15 protein-coding genes and 1 pseudogene are annotated in these 15,167 nt (G+C 44.8%); 8 read left to right on the top strand and 8 right to left on the bottom strand.

Features of this window, described 5'->3' with window-relative positions; genetic code table 11:
- Nucleotides 1-12: 12 nt before the first annotated feature.
- Nucleotides 13-369: pseudogene (locus N5E84_RS06585) on the top strand (transposase); the annotation flags it as partial.
- Here N5E84_RS06585 and N5E84_RS06580 read toward each other — a convergent pair.
- From N5E84_RS06580 to pspF, 6 genes are all read right to left on the bottom strand, one after another.
- Complete coding sequence (locus N5E84_RS06580) at nt 366-1,181, bottom strand: ATP-binding cassette domain-containing protein (protein WP_095661278.1); 816 nt, start codon at nt 1,179-1,181, stop codon at nt 366-368. The pseudogene N5E84_RS06585 and the gene N5E84_RS06580 overlap by 4 nt on opposite strands.
- Nucleotides 1,178-2,173 (bottom strand): oligopeptide/dipeptide ABC transporter ATP-binding protein, encoded by a 996-nt coding sequence (locus tag N5E84_RS06575; RefSeq protein WP_010320232.1) that lies wholly within the window; start codon nt 2,171-2,173, stop codon nt 1,178-1,180. The genes N5E84_RS06580 and N5E84_RS06575 overlap by 4 nt, the downstream gene beginning before the upstream one ends.
- Nucleotides 2,173-3,060 carry an ABC transporter permease subunit gene (locus tag N5E84_RS06570; RefSeq protein WP_013857042.1) on the bottom strand — a complete coding sequence of 296 codons (888 nt, stop codon included), beginning with the start codon at nt 3,058-3,060 and terminating at the stop codon, nt 2,173-2,175. The genes N5E84_RS06575 and N5E84_RS06570 overlap by 1 nt, the downstream gene beginning before the upstream one ends.
- Nucleotides 3,047-4,009: an ABC transporter permease gene (locus tag N5E84_RS06565; RefSeq protein ID WP_019282617.1), complete on the bottom strand. Its 963-nt coding sequence runs from the start codon at nt 4,007-4,009 to the stop codon at nt 3,047-3,049. Before N5E84_RS06565 ends, N5E84_RS06570 begins: the two co-directional genes overlap by 14 nt.
- Complete coding sequence (gene sapA / locus N5E84_RS06560) at nt 4,009-5,628, bottom strand: ABC transporter substrate-binding protein SapA (protein ID WP_043004565.1); 1,620 nt, start codon at nt 5,626-5,628, stop codon at nt 4,009-4,011. The genes N5E84_RS06565 and sapA overlap by 1 nt, the downstream gene beginning before the upstream one ends.
- 96 nt (nt 5,629-5,724) lie before the next feature.
- Entirely contained in the window at nt 5,725-6,732 is a 1,008-nt protein-coding gene (pspF, locus tag N5E84_RS06555) for a phage shock protein operon transcriptional activator (protein ID WP_029388309.1), read from the bottom strand.
- Nucleotides 6,733-6,962: 230 nt separating this feature from the next.
- Here pspF and pspA point away from each other — a divergent pair, with 230 nt between their 5' ends.
- The 4 genes from pspA to N5E84_RS06535 are packed head-to-tail and all read left to right on the top strand — an operon-like array spanning nt 6,963 to nt 8,907.
- Nucleotides 6,963-7,631 (top strand): phage shock protein PspA, encoded by a 669-nt coding sequence (pspA, locus tag N5E84_RS06550; protein ID WP_010320237.1) that lies wholly within the window; start codon nt 6,963-6,965, stop codon nt 7,629-7,631.
- A 15-nt stretch (nt 7,632-7,646) separates the two neighbouring features.
- The gene (gene pspB, locus N5E84_RS06545) at nt 7,647-7,880 is read left to right on the top strand and encodes an envelope stress response membrane protein PspB (protein ID WP_029388308.1); all 234 of its coding nucleotides are present in this window, start codon (nt 7,647-7,649) and stop codon (nt 7,878-7,880) included.
- The gene (pspC, locus tag N5E84_RS06540) at nt 7,873-8,262 is read left to right on the top strand and encodes an envelope stress response membrane protein PspC (protein WP_013857036.1); all 390 of its coding nucleotides are present in this window, start codon (nt 7,873-7,875) and stop codon (nt 8,260-8,262) included. The genes pspB and pspC overlap by 8 nt, the downstream gene beginning before the upstream one ends.
- 54 nt (nt 8,263-8,316) lie before the next feature.
- A complete protein-coding gene (locus N5E84_RS06535) occupies nt 8,317-8,907 on the top strand; it encodes a DNA-3-methyladenine glycosylase I (RefSeq protein WP_013857035.1) in 591 nt (196 codons plus the stop codon).
- Between the two features lie 68 nt (nt 8,908-8,975).
- Here the strand turns inward: N5E84_RS06535 and N5E84_RS06530 are convergent, their stop codons facing one another.
- A complete protein-coding gene (locus N5E84_RS06530; RefSeq protein WP_069211979.1) occupies nt 8,976-10,172 on the bottom strand; it encodes a cystathionine beta-lyase in 1,197 nt (398 codons plus the stop codon).
- An 80-nt stretch (nt 10,173-10,252) separates the two neighbouring features.
- Nucleotides 10,253-11,707, bottom strand: a complete 1,455-nt coding sequence (cls, locus tag N5E84_RS06525) for a cardiolipin synthase (RefSeq protein ID WP_026028020.1) — start codon at nt 11,705-11,707, stop codon at nt 10,253-10,255.
- Between the two features lie 336 nt (nt 11,708-12,043).
- Between cls and N5E84_RS06520 the strand changes: the two genes are divergently transcribed.
- From N5E84_RS06520 to N5E84_RS06510, 3 genes are all read left to right on the top strand, one after another.
- Complete coding sequence (locus tag N5E84_RS06520) at nt 12,044-13,387, top strand: sodium-dependent transporter (protein WP_019282612.1); 1,344 nt, start codon at nt 12,044-12,046, stop codon at nt 13,385-13,387.
- 123 nt (nt 13,388-13,510) lie between these two features.
- On the top strand, nt 13,511-14,206 hold the full coding sequence (locus tag N5E84_RS06515; RefSeq protein WP_069211978.1) for a TIGR01621 family pseudouridine synthase: 696 nt from the start codon (nt 13,511-13,513) through the stop codon (nt 14,204-14,206).
- An 11-nt stretch (nt 14,207-14,217) separates the two neighbouring features.
- Nucleotides 14,218-15,150 (top strand): class I SAM-dependent methyltransferase, encoded by a 933-nt coding sequence (locus tag N5E84_RS06510; RefSeq protein WP_029388307.1) that lies wholly within the window; start codon nt 14,218-14,220, stop codon nt 15,148-15,150.
- Nucleotides 15,151-15,167 lie beyond the last annotated feature (17 nt).

Raw genomic sequence — 15,167 nt, 5'->3', positions numbered from 1 at the left:
TGACGCGCTTACGAAGCGGCCGAGATGGAGTTGGATCGTTTGGAAGCCAAATGGGGACAGCAATACCCAATAGTGATTCGTTCCTGGCGGAACAAATGGGCAAATTTATCGGTTTACTTCAAATATCCAGAATACGTCCGAAAGGCTATTTACACGACAAATGCTATTGAAGCCGTACATCGCCAATTCCGTAAACTGACCAAAACTAAGGGTGGGTTCCCAAATGAAAATAGCTTGCTTAAGCTACTGTATGCTGGGATATTGAATGCTTCTAAGAAATGGACAATGCCAATACAGAATTGGAATATGACATTGTCTCAACTGGCGATTCATTTTGAAGGTCGCTTGGATGACGTCTTAGATATTTAGCCAAAATTAGCTGACACAGAATTCTGAACGCCCTCGGGCGCTTTGTTGAAGTGGCTCTCAATCATTCTTTGAGTGATGGGATGAGTTGGATTAGACAATACTTCTTGTGTGTCACCCGATTCGACTACTTCGCCTTCGTGCATCACCATAATTTTGTCTGTAATGTGTTTTACAATACCAAGGTGCTGAGAGACATACACAAACGAGACACCCATCTCTTCTTGCAGTTCTAGAAACAAGTTAATCATCTGTGATCGCATTGCCATGTCTAACCCGTTTAATGCTTCATCAGCCACAATGATCGACGGTTGTAGAATCAGTGCTCGTGCCAAGCAAATCCGCTGTTTTTGCCCGGTGGCGAGCATTTGCGGGTAGAAGTAGGCGTGCTCTGGCAATAACCCAACGCGCAATAGCGTATCTTTCACGCGCTTCATGCGAGCTTCAGGTGGCATATTGGTGTTTCTTTTGAGCGGCCCTTCTAGAATACGACCAATTTGAATTCTTGGGTTGAGCGATGTGTTCGGATCTTGAAAAATCATTCGAATCAGCTTACAGCGCGTGGAGTAATCCTTGTGTTCCAATAACTCTCCATTAACGCGTATCTCGCCAGCAGAGGGCTCAACCATCCCCGCAAGCATTCGTGCCAATGTCGATTTACCAGAACCATTTTGGCCAATAAAACCAATAGTTTGCCCCGCTTCTAACGTAAAGCTGACCGGTTTGACCGCATGCTGAATTTTCTTGCGAAATAGACCTGAACGAGTAATGAAATCTTTAGTTAACCCGTTCACTTCTAATAATGATGCACTCATGACTGTTGCTCCATATTGAGTGGGAAATGACAGGCAAACTTATGATTTTTAATACGTTGTGGATACGGTATTTCAACGCATTGGCGCTGAGCATAGGGACAGCGAGGCCCCAATCTGCAACCAATCGGTAAATGTTGCAAGGGTGGAATGGAACCCGGTAAGGATTGCAATTTTTCTTTATGCGGGATCCAATCACTAAAATCAGGCATCGCTTTCAGTAGTGCGGCCGTATAAGGGTGTTTGGGTTCACTCAATATTTTCTGGGTATCGGCTGACTCAACAGACTGACCGCAGTACATCACTGTAATACGGTTAGCCCATTGGGTAATGGTGGTTAAGTCGTGGCCAATCAATAGAATCGTGGTGTTATTGACCTGATTCATCCGGCTGAGCAGGCGCAATATCTGTGATTGGGTAATGGGGTCCAAATCGTTCGTTGGTTCATCAGCAATCAAAATTTTTGGTTTGGTTGCGATAGCCATCGCAATCATCACTTTCTGACACTCACCATCAGTTAGCTCATAGGGGTAGCTACTCATGATGCGAGCGTGCTCTTTGATTCCTACTTTATGTAAAAGGGCAATTGCTTGTTTTTTACGCCATGTAAAACGCTGCCACCATTTGCCTTCAAATGTGCGCGATGGAATAGATTCAATCAGTTGTTTTCCCACTTCATCTGAAGGGTCTAAGCAGGTTGACGGTTCTTGAAAAATCATCGCGATGTCGCGGGCAATCACTCGCCGGCGTTCGCGCGGCGTCAGCTGAAGTAGATCAATGTTACCTAAGCGCATGCGGTCGGCGGTGATGGTCCAATTATCTTTGCATATTCCTACGATGGCTTTAGCCACCAAGCTTTTTCCTGATCCGGATTCTCCCACCAAACCGCGAATTTCGCCTTCGTTCATGGTTAAGCTCATGCGATCGACGGCTTTTACCATGCCTTGTGGCGTATCAATTTCGATGGTGAGATGGCGAATATCTAATAATGGCATTATTCCACCCCTGCATTCAGAGCTTGTCGTACACCTTCACCGACTAAGTTGATGATGATCACCGTAAACATAATCGCTAAACCGGGGAGAGTGACTGTCCACGGTGCGAGGTAAATCAGCTCAACTGAATCACCTAAGATGGTGCCCCATTCGGTACTTGGTGCTTGAGCACCCAAACCAAGAAAGCCCAAAGCGGTGATGTCTAAGATGGCAATGGATAACGCGAGTGTTATTTCGTTGGCGATGACAGCAAGTACATTGGGTAAAATGGAGTTCCACAACAGATAAAAGTCATTGGCACCATCTAAACGTGCGGCGAGGATATAGTCTTTTTCTACTTCGTTGTGTACGGCAATATACACCGAACGAACAAAGCGAGGGATGAGTGCCAAACCAATCGCAAGCAAAATATTGAACTCGCCAAAACCGAGCAGTGCCACAAAAATAATGGCAAGCAGCAATGATGGAATCGACATGACTGTGTCGAGTAAGTGGTTCAATGTACTGGACAGTAATCCTTTGGTCATGCCTGCCATAATGCCGATAAAACAGCCGATCACAGCCGCGATAGCGGTGATTAAAATAGCGGCAGCGAAGGTGTATTGGGTACCATCAATCAACCGTGACAAGATATCTCGGCCTAAATCGTCGGTACCTAAGAAAAATTCGACAGTACCCGCAGGATCCCAAGAAGGCGGTATTAATAGGTTGCTCGTTTGCAACTGCGGATCATGAGGGGCTATCCAAGGAGAGGTGAGGGTAATCAACACAATGAGTCCTAAGCACCACAAGCCAAACATCGCCAAACTGTTATTGCGATAGCTGCGCCAAAACCGCTCAAACTGAGTCGGAATATGCTCTTCCTGATAAATGTTATTTGTTAGCATACCATTCCTTTCTTACCAGCGGGTTAACCATAGCGCCAATCAAATCAGACAGAATGTTTGCTGTGAGAACGAGCGTACCAACTACGATCACGCTGGCTTGAATGGAGACATAATCTTGGTTAGATAATGCATCGAGCAGCCAACGGCCGATTCCCGGCCAGTTGAAGATGGATTCAGTAATAATTGCCAACGTTAACATACTCGATAACTGAACCCCGAATTTAGGAATAATAGGTGGAATTGCATTTCTCAGCACATGCTCGGTGACAATTTCGTAATCACTTAAACCCTTAATTCGAGCTGCGCGTATATAGTTTTGAGCCATTACATCGGCCACCGAAGAACGCATCAGGCTCACCACTTGCGTCGTCGGTGCTAGAGCCAGTACCAAGCAGGGTAAAATCATATGTTCAATAACACTTTGCAAAGCATGGGCACGGTAGTTACCTTCAGCGAAAAAAGCATCGATCAGAGCGAAACCTGTCACGTGTTCCACTTGGTAGAGCAGATCATAACGTCCTGAAACAGGAAACAGCTCATAATGCAGTGAAAAGACCATGATCATTAGCAAAGCTACCCAAAATAGCGGTGCTGAATAGCCGGACATTGACGTGAAGGAGATGACGGTATCAATCCATTTACCTTGCTTCATTCCTGCGAGCGTACCAATAGGGAGACCAATTAACAAAGAGAGAGTAAAAGCAATGAGGCATAACTCCAGCGTTGCTGGAAAGACCATCGCCAGTTCGTCCACAATCGGGACACCACTGTGATTGACGCCAAAATTCAGTTGCAGTAGTTGCCCTAAATAGGTTGACCAACCTGACCAAAATCCATGAGCAGTTAGAGGCGACTGTGGATCTAAGCGCAGCAGCGCAAACCCGACCATAGTCAAAATGAGTAACGTGATAATAAATAAGTTGAGTCTGCGTACCGTATATAAAAACACTATTCGATCCTCTCAACCGTATTGAATGGTTGTACATTAAATGGGCTGAGTTTAAAGCCCGTTAATGTTTTGCTGTACGCTTTAAATTGCATGCCGTGTGCCAATGGGATAACAGGGAATTCTTCATTCAAGATATTTTGCGCTTGTTTGTATAAGTTAAGGCGATAGCGTGACTTGTCTACTTCCAAGGCCAAATCGAGTAGAAAATCGAAATCACTATTGCACCACATCGAGGCATTGAGCCCTGAGCGATCTGAATTACATGAGAGCAGTGGACGCAAAAAGTTATCTGGGTCTGCGGTATCGCCATTCCAGCCCGTTAAAATCAGATCAACATTGACGTGCTGGGCCAAATTTGAACGATCGAGGCGGTCTTCCGTGATGATATGCAATGTAATACCAATGTCGGCAAGGTTAGCGTTAATTAACTCGGCAGTTTTACGTGGACTTGGATTATAGGCATGAGACTCTGCAGGAACAGACATCGTCAATTCCAAGTTGGCGTAATAGCCAGCCTCTTTAAGTAATGCGATCGCGTAGTTACGATCATAGCGAATTTGAATACTGTCCTTTTGATAGGCCCAAGAGGAGGGGGGAAGAATGTTATAAGCAATACTTCCTGTACCGTAATAGACCGAGTCCAAAATATTGTGGCGGTTGATCGCAAAATTAAGCGCTTTACGCACGCGAACATCACTGAGCGCAGGGTGAGAGGTATTCACAGCAATATAAGACACGTTCATCGCAGGCTTGGCATCAAGCTCTATTTCCGATTGCTGCTTGATAATAGGGATTTGGCTTGAAATAGGCGAGCTGAGCACATCGCATTCATGGCGTAGTAGTTTGGCGAGTGTCCCTGTGCCTCGGTTGGAGACATCAAATACGACTTGTTCCATCTTCGCCACGCCATTCCAATAAGCGCCATGACGACGGAGGCGGATAAGGTCATTCACTTTAAATTCGTCTAGATAAAATGGTCCGGATCCAACAGGATGGCTGTCGATCATGCTTTTTTCATCTTCAATCACTAATTGATTAGCATACTCATAGGAGAGTATGACAGCGTGACTGGTGGCGATATTGGATAAAAAGGAGTTGTCGGGACGGCTGAGGGTAAATTTAACCGTGAGTTCATCCAGAGCTTGAACATCGATCAGCAAGTTTTTGAAATCAATACCCGCAAACCATGGGTAGACGCCACTATTGACGTAATGAAACGGGTTGGTTGGGTCAATGATTCGGCGAAAGCTGAAGACCACATCATCGGCATTAAGAGCGCGAGTCGGTGTAAACCAAGCGGTCGATTGAAATTGAACGCCATCGTTTAGCTTGAATGTATACTCTGTACCCTGTGGATTCACTGTCCAACTCGTGGCCAGACTTGGTATCGGTTGTAAGGTTTCTGAATCCAATTGCAACAGCGTGTCGTAAATCTGTGGGCTGAGAGCTTCAGACGTAATGCCGCTCTCAACCAATTGTGGGTTAAAAGTGGTGGGATTGCCGTGACCACAATATACGAATCCGCTCTGGCGAATTTTACTATGGTCAATTTGTTCGCTACAGCCTATCAGTAGGCTAAAGCTGCATATTCCTAGTGCGAATCGTATCAATGTTTTCATAAAGAGAAATAACTGTGAGAAGTAGGGCAAACAAAGCTAATCATTATGCCTCAAAATCCTGATAATCTACCATTTTTTGTTGATCTAAACCTAGGGTTAATCATCATTGCTGCCGACGAGTTGATATTTTCTCACCATACCTCTCAATTGGTGGTAGCTCAAGCCGAGTAATTCTGCAGCTTGTCTTTGATTAAACTTACTGGCATTGAGCGCGGCACTCAGTAGTTGTCTATCCTGATCCTCCTGCCACGTTTTGTAATCCATAGGAAATTCAAAGCCAGTGGTGTAAGTATGGCGATCTGTGGAGAGATTGCCAGTAAGGTCATCTGGTTTGTGCCACTCATTAGCAAAAGGGTTAAAAACCAAGTTTTCAATGGGATGAGAGGCCGTTCCGTGTTGATAGACAGCCCGCTCCACGACATTTTTAAGTTCACGCACATTTCCCGGCCACAAGTAGTGTTGAAACTGCTCTGCCGCTTCTGTACTAAACCCGACAAAGAGCGCTAAGTTCAGTTCACGGCACATCTTAATGGCGTAATACTCAGCAAGTGGCATGATGTCTTCTTTTCGCTCTCTTAGCGGTGGAAGCTGGATCACATCAAAGGTCAGTCGGTCGAGTAAGTCAGCTCGAAACTTTCCAATTTCAGCTAATTGTGGAAGATTAGCATTGGTTGCACAGACGATACGGACATTCGCATTAAGCCGTTGGCTACCGCCGACACGTTCGTAATGTCCATATTCAATCACTCGAAGCAGTTTCTCTTGTACGGCAAGCGGTGCGGTGGCGAGCTCGTCCAAAAAAAGAGTTCCACCTTCTGCCCGTTCAAATCGTCCTTGGTGACGTCCTTTGGCTCCGGTAAACGAGCCTGATTCATGACCAAAGAGCTCAGAGTCCATTAATCCTTCACTCAAGGTTGAACAGTTTAACGAAACCAGTGGTTGGTCCCAACGTTTGGAAAGATAGTGCAAGCGCTGAGCGATTAACTCTTTGCCCGTTCCTCGCTCGCCAATAATTAATACCGGCCTATCAATCGGTGCAAGCTTAGAGACTTTATCCAGTACCGATAAAAATTGAGGCGCTTCACCCAGTAAGTTTTGTTGCATGTTCACTCTCCACACTGTGATTGAAAGGGTGGTTAAATTCACCAACTCTTGGCGAAAATCATCATAGCACAGTAATCTCATTCTATGAGATATTATCTAATTTATTGATTATCAATAGATTTATATATGGCATGAAACTTGGTTATCTCTTCTCGTCTTAACGTTTTGAGCGATTCAAAATGGCTCACCAATAACTACATCGTCATGAACAACTAGTCAGGAGATTGAACATGGGTATTTTTTCTCGTTTTGCCGATATCGTAAACTCGAACATAAGTGCACTGTTAGATAAAGCGGAAGATCCTGAAAAGATGATCCGCTTAATCATCCAAGAGATGGAAGACACCTTGGTGGAAGTTCGCACCAATTCGGCCAAAGCTATTGCGGATAAGAAAGAGCTCGCACGTAAAGTCGATTCTATGGTCTCTCATATTGAAGATTGGCAACAAAAAGCGACTTTGGCGCTCGCTAAGCAGCGCGAAGATCTCGCTCGCGCTGCCTTGATTGAAAAAAAGAAATTGCAAGAGATGATGAAAGGTTTGCACACTGAACAAACCTTGGTAGAAGAAACTATCGATAAATTGACAGGTGAAATCGGTAAGCTAGAGGCCAAAATTGCCGAAACACGGGTCAAGCAACAAGCTTTGGCACTTCGTAGCCAAACCGCGCACAACCGTCGTGATGTGCAACGTCATTTGCATACTAGCCGTACTGATGAAGCGATGGCGAAGTTTGAACAGTACTCGCGTAAAGTCGATGAACTTGAAGCTGAAGCCGATCTCTACGCTATGTCTGGTAACGCTAAGTCACTCGACCAAGAATTTGCTGAACTGCAAGCGCAAGATGAAATTGAACAAGAGCTAGCAAAACTGAAACAGCAAATGGACAAAAACCAATAACGAGGAGTGGCATACATGTCATCATTTTTTATCGCAGGTCCACTGATTGTCTTTTTGATTTTTGTTGCACCGATCTGGCTCTTTTTACATTACAGAGGTAAGCGACATAGTAGCAACTCATTGTCGCAAGAGGATTTAGAGCGGATTAAAGCGTTATCTGCAAAAGCGGAAAAACTGCAAAGCCGGGTTGAAACCCTTGAACGCATTTTAGATGCTGAATCATCGACTTGGAGACAAAATCATGGCTAGCCGCGAGCTCTATAAAGATCCGGTCAACGGTAAAATAGCTGGCGTATGCGCTGGGCTTGCTAACTATCTTGGGTTAGAAGTTTGGTTGGTGCGTATATTGGTCATCTCGGCGGCACTACTCGGTGGCGGTTTTTTAGTGCTTTTAGCTTATATGGCTTTGATGCTGATGTTAGAAAAGCAGCCTACTCAGTATGTTGAAACGCTAAAAGCCCAACGCGAACATACATTGAAGAATAAGCCTTGGGAGCAAGGACAAACCGCCGAAGCTTTGCTGGCGACATTGGATCAAGATTTAACTCGAGTGGATCAGAAAATCCGTAAAATGGAGGCTTATGTCACCTCTGAAGCATTTAAAGTCAATCGTGAGTTTAATCAGCTTTAAAAAGTAAAGCTAGGCACGTAGATTTGCAGTGTCATTGTTCAACTGACACCGCAAATGAAGGTAAGGGTAAGGAAACAAAAAATGAAGCATCATACAGAAATGACTTGTGCATGGGCGATGAATCACCCTTTAGAGCGCGATTATCACGATAATGAGTGGGGCATTCCCGTTTACGATGATGTCAAGTTGTTCGAATTTTTGACGTTAGAAGGTGCGCAAGCTGGGCTGAGCTGGATTACGATTTTGAAAAAGCGCGAAGGTTATCGCTTAGCCTTTGACGGCTATGATCTTGAAAAACTTGCTCAGTACGACGAAACGCGGGCACCTTATATTATCGAACATTTCGATGTGGTGAAGCACAAAGGCAAAATTGCCTCTGTCTATTCCAATGCACGAGCGGCTTTACTGTTGCAGCAAGAGTATGGTTCCTTATCCAAAGCATTGTGGCAGTTTGTGGATGGTCAACCAGTGCTCAATCATTGGCAGCAGATGAGTGATATCCCTACATCGACGCCCACGTCTAAGGCGATGAGCCAATTTCTAAAGAAAAAAGGCTTCAAGTTTATTGGTGAAACGATTTGTTATGCTTTTATGCAGGCGGTGGGTATGGTGAACGATCATTTGGCTGATTGCCCCAAGCGTTAATTTTTCAGGGTAACCTAATATGCAAAAGGCCGCTTAAGATTCAGCGGCCTTTTGGTCTTCCGCTCATATTATGCACGCAGAGCAAGCTGTGCACTGTAGCGTTCTAATCCCGCTTTTAGATCAGCGATCAGATCGTCTACATCTTCAAGACCAATATGTACTCGAATCAGTGTACCTGCAAAGTGCGGGTGTGCGACGGTTCTTAAATTATCAAAGCTTTTGGGTTCATTAGCTAAAATCAAGCTTTCAAATCCACCCCATGAAAAGCCCATACTAAAATGTTGCATGCCATCGAGCAAAGTCGTCGTAGCTTTTGTATCACTGCTCTTTAATACAAATGAAAACAGCCCGTTACCACCAGTGAAATCACGCTGATAAAACTCATGTCCAGGACAAGTCTCTAGCGCAGGATGGCGAACATGATCCACTTCAGGTTGCTCTGCTAACCAGTGCGCAATGGTTAAGCTATTTTGAGCATGCTGACGTAAGCGAACATCTAACGTTCTTAGCCCTCGTAGCCCTAAATAAGCGTCATCAGGTGAGACACATTGCCCCATTAAATAGCTTTGCTCTCGCAATTGATCCCAGCATTTTTCATTGGCAATCGCTGTTCCTAACATCACGTCTGAGTGGCCAACAATGTATTTTGTCGCCGCTTGGATCGAAATATCAACACCATGTTCAAAAGGTGAAAAGTTCACGCCCGCCGCCCAAGTGTTATCCAGCATGACAATGATGTCATGTTCATGTGCAACCTGCGCTAAGGTTGGGATATCTTGCACTTCCATCGTGATCGAACCGGGTGATTCAGTGAACAACACTTTGGTATTGGGTTGGATCAAAGTACGGATCCCTTCACCTATGGTCGGTGGGTAGTAGGTCGTTTCTATGCCCATTTTCTTCATGATTTTTTCACAAAAATCACGAGTAGGTTCATAGCAAGTGTCGACCATCAGGATATGGTCACCCGTTTGCACAAAGGAAAGAATACTATTGGCAATGGCGGCCGCACCGCAAGGGAAAAGCGCGCAACCGACACCACCTTCAATTTCCACCATTGCTTCTTGGAACGCAAAGTGCGTATGAGTACCACGGCGTCCATAAAAGAGTGTTTTATTAGCCCGATTGACAGTGGCATGATTTTTTTCAGCCACACTATCAAACACAACGGTAGAGGCGCGCTGAATAGGTGGGTTGACAACGCCATTGGTCCACTTTTTACTACGACCCGCATTGACCAACAGTGTTTTTTTACCTTCTGACATCCGAAATCCTTGTCTGGGAGAGAGTTCGTTATTTAAAACATGGAGTTGCCTAGCTTGGCAACCCCAGTCAAATAAAAAGTTTACAGCAGAGGGTTAAACAGATAGAACAATCGTTCAAAAAACCTATGATACAACGGGCGTTGCTCCCATATTGGTAGCTCAACCAAGTGAGATTGTTCTATATAGTGTTGCTGTAGCCAGTTCATTTCCTGAGTGAAAGATTGGTCTTCAATCGCGAGCGTGACTTCAAAATTGAGCCATAGGCTGCGCATATCGATATTCACTGTACCGACAAGACAGAACTGGTTATCGATCACGACGGATTTAGTGTGCAGCAAACCACCGTAGAATTCGTATATTTTCACCCCTGCTTCCAGTAGCTCACCATAGAATGCGCGAGATGCCCATTTGACCATCAATGAGTCATTTTTATGTGGAATAATGATCTCAACATTGATACCGCGCTGAGCGGTCATTTTTAGCGTTGCTAATAGGTCTGCACTAGGCACAAAGTAAGGGGTAGTGATCCTAACGGATTGGTTTGACTGATTAATCGCCAGTGTTAACACTTGGGAGATTAAGTTTTCTGGCATACCAGGGCCTGAAGGGACAACCTGTACAGGATGATGGGGCTGATCCGGACCAATTGTGCATTCTGGTTGTGCTGGCAACATGCGTGTTCCTGTTTCCACCTCCCAGTCCCAGCAATGTACTGCGGACAGCACATTGACCGCAGGCCCAGTAATACGAACCATAATATCGACCCATTGACCCACACCAGAGTTTTGTTTGAAATAGGCCGGGTCAACCAAATTCATCGATCCTGTGTAGGCAATTTTATCGTCGATAACAATGATTTTACGATGTTGGCGTAGGTCTAAGCGGCGTAAGAACATCCGCCACGGGCTCACTTCTAACGCTTGGACGACTTCAACTCCTGCGTCTTTCATCATGGTATACCAATGACTTTTGAAAAAGCGGGGGCTCCCTGCGGAATCAAGCAGCAGCTTAACGTGCACATCCCGTTTGGCCGCTTGGATCAGAGCCGACGCAACCGAATCCGCCAATCCACCTGGGTGCCAAATATAAAATACCATTTGGATGCTAGTGTGAGCTTGTTCGATGTCGGCAATGATGGAATGCAGAATTTCGTTAGGGGAGGTTTGCAGTGATAACGTATTACCACTTAAGGCCGGAATCCCCATACGGTGGTTACACAGTTCATCAATTTTATAAATTTGAGCACCCATTCCCTCAGGGGCATGAGCCTGGCAATCGTTAAGCTGTCTAAACCAATCACCAAATGGAGCAAACATTTCCTTCGCACGCTCTGCACGCTTGCGCCCTAAATTTAGCTCACCAAAAAGAAAGTAGCAGATCACTCCCACAATCGGAATGATATAAATCACCATCAGCCAAGCCAGAGAAACACTCACCGCTCGGCGTTTCAATACAACGCGTAGCGTGACTGCGGCGACCAAAAACCAATAGAGTGCGATGCCTGCTAAAGTAAGAACGTGGTAAACCTTGTCCATGCCATTAATCTTGTCGATAGAATAAGTCACGATAGTAAAGGGAAAGGGAAAAGTAAGGAAGTTTATCGCGTGAATAATATGAAAATAGTAACAGATGAATCGTGTTACTAAAGTGATCATAGCAGTTTAAAAAAATGATCTGAGGATAAAAAAGCAACAATTGAACTATAAAACTACGGTCTAATCCATAATTTATATCGTTCGGACTTCCAATTTTAATCTCAAACTGTTTTACTTGCCACCATCACAGTGCGACTAAAAATTATAACTTGTGTAATTAAAAGTTTACACTCACTTTTAGCACTGCCTAACAAACACAACATTGGTAAATAGTTTATGGCAAGTAGTTCAAGAGGTCATTTCTCATCGAGACTTGGTTTTATTATGGCGGCTGCAGGTTCTGCGGTTGGCCTAGGGAATGTGTGGGGTTTTCCGACCAAAGCGGCAAGTAATGGTGGCGCGGCATTTTTAGTGATTTATTTGACAATGGTATTCTTGCTGGCGTTTCCGATGCTGGTTGCGGAATTGACGATCGGGCGACATGGACAATCTAACCCCATCGCTTCTTTAAGAAGTATCTGGACCAAAAATCGTGCGGCGGCGGCACTGTTTGGCATTATCGCGATGATTGCCTCATCGATGATCCTCAGTTTTTACTCCATTCTTGCCGGATGGCTTATGGGTTTTGCGGCATCCCCTATATTAGGCCTGTTGGGTTTACAGACGGCGGCCGATTGGTTAGTGAATTTTAGCGGCTTACGCAATGTTTTACTGGCTCTCGCATTTTCTTTGCTCACTATTTATGTTGTGCGAAAAGGTGTCGCGGACGGCATTGAAAAATGGTCTACCCGTTTGATGCCAGTGCTTTTTATTCTATTCGGCGCCATGATTGCTTATATCTTTACCCAAGATGGGGCAATGGAAGGATTGAAGATGTATTTGATCCCTGATATTGCGCACATCACTCCCAGTTTATTAGTAGACGCAATGGGGCAAGCTTTCTTCTCTCTCTCTTTAGGTGTTGGAGCGATGATCGTTTATGGCTCATATCTTAAGAAAGATGTTAATTTGCCAAAAACAGCGGCGCAAGTCGCGGCGATTGATACGGGAGTGGCGTTTGCCGCTGGCCTTTTGATTCTCCCAGCAATGTTTGTGGCTAAAAATCATGGTGTCGAAATTTTTGATGATGCAGGCAACTTGATGAGTTCGGGCGATTTAGTCTTCACCGTGCTGCCTGCGATGTTTGATAATATGGGCAGTGCAGGGGTGTTGCTCGGCTTTGGTTTCTTTATTTTGATGGTTATCGCAGCGCTAACTTCTTCAATTTCTATGCTAGAAGTACCAGTATCTTGCGCGCAAGATGAACTAAAAATGACTCGTAGCCAAGCAACATGGATGATCGGTGGAGCCATTGCGCTGCTGAGTATCATCATTTCCCTTAACTTTGGGGCGTTATTTAACCTAGTGGCTAACGTCTCGACCGTCTATATGCAACCTTTATTAGGTGTGGTTTGGGCTATTGTGGTGGGTTGGGTTTGGCATCGTAATAAATTGCTTGATGAGATCAAACAAGGTAACCCAGACATTGCACAAAGCCTATTCTGGAAAATTTGGCCATGGTACGTGCGTTTTGTTTGCCCCGTGGCGATTTTAATGGTCTTTGCTTATTCATTAATTTAGCGCATTCCTAAGGCTCTCATCCGAGAGCCTTTTTATCATCCTATGGCCTTGAACCTTGCATTTATTGGTATCTGTGTTGTTTAACGCTATACTCAGCCGCCTATTCTGCAGTTAGTGATTCACATGTTTGATATTCTTTATACTCACAACGATTTTCTCATCATCAACAAGCATCCCAATGTTTCTGTACACAAAGATGACGGGGATACGATGCTTCTGCAAGAAGTGGGTAAGGTTTCAGGTGATGGCCAGCTCTACTTAGTTCATCGGTTGGATAAAATGACGTCCGGCATTTTATTGCTTGCCCGCCACCAAGCTGCGGCCAGTGAGTTGTCTAAAAACTTTGCAGCAAGGGAAGTCGAGAAATTCTATCTTGCCATTGGCAGTAAAAAGCCTAAAAAGAAACAGGGCTTGATAAGCGGTGATATGGAACGCTCTCGACGTTCGTCATGGAAGTTAGTAGTGACACAAAATAACCCTGCAGTAACGCAGTTTTTTTCCTGTTCTGCTGAGCCGGGTGAACGTCTCTTTTTATGTAAACCTTTTACCGGAAAAACCCACCAAATTAGGGTTGCTTTGAAATCACTCGGCTCTGCGATTGTCGGTGACCCGATTTATCATTCTCATGATGATTCTGATAGAGGCTATCTACACGCTTTTGCGTTACGTTTTTGCTATCAGGATCTGTGGTATCAATTTATCTGCGACCCACGCAATCAAGTAGCGATGGGGCAGAAATGGAACTCAGACATTGTTAGCCAAGGGATTGAATCTTGGTTAACACCTTGGAATCTAGTTTGGCCGAAAGTAAACAAATGACAGAACAAACAATGCAACGCTCAGCGCTTTCTCACTTTTTTACCCATATTGAGCAGCAGCTCTCCTGCAATACAGGTGAAATTCGCCGCTTATTTCATGGCCGAGGTCGTCAGTGGCCAGGTCTAGAACAGCTCACCTGTGACTGGTTGCAAGGGCAGTTAGTCGTCAACTTATTTAAAAATGTCGAAGAAGATTTTCTCGCGGAGTTAAAAGCGGGTTTGTCGCACCTAACAACCCGTCCGTTATGGCTAGAAAAGCAAGGTCGTTGTGTTTTACTTCAGCATCGATATGCCGATGGCGCGCCTTCAGAAACAGTATGGGGAGAATTAGAGCCTTTCCCTGTGGTGGTCGAAAATGGCTTAAAGTACCAATTGAGCATTGGGCGTAACCAGAATTTCGGGCTGTTTTTGGATATGCGCTACGGCCGTGAGTGGGTTTCATCTCACGCTAAACATAAAAATGTACTGAATCTATTTGCCTATACTTGCGGTTTTTCAGTAGCAGCTATTGCTGGTGGTGCTGACCAAGTTGTGAATGTCGATATGGCCAAAGCATCACTGGCTAAAGGCCGTGAAAACCATCAATTGAATGGCCACAATCTCAATTCAGTGAAGTTTCTTGGACATGATATTTTCAAGTCTTGGGGAAAAATCAAAAAATCAGGGCCATATGATCTGATTATTATTGATCCTCCTTCGTTTCAAAAAGGCAGCTTTGCGCTGACTAAAGATTATCAACGTATCTTACGCCGTTTACCAGAGTTGTTAGAACAAGGCGGCGAAGTGCTTGCATGCGTTAATTCACCAGCCGTAACCTGCGACTTTTTAATCGAAGGGATGAAGGTGGAAGCGCCATCACTTACTTTTCAAGCTCGCCTAGAAAACCCACCAGAGTTTGAAGATATTGATCCGCAAGCCAGCCTGAAAGCACTGATTTTCTCCTAAGTAGAATGGAGACTAGG

It is taken from the genome of Vibrio sp. J502, assembly GCF_025397955.1.
In the GTDB taxonomy this organism is placed as follows: domain Bacteria; phylum Pseudomonadota; class Gammaproteobacteria; order Enterobacterales; family Vibrionaceae; genus Vibrio; species Vibrio anguillarum.
This window is presented reverse-complemented; position numbering and strand designations above follow the sequence as displayed.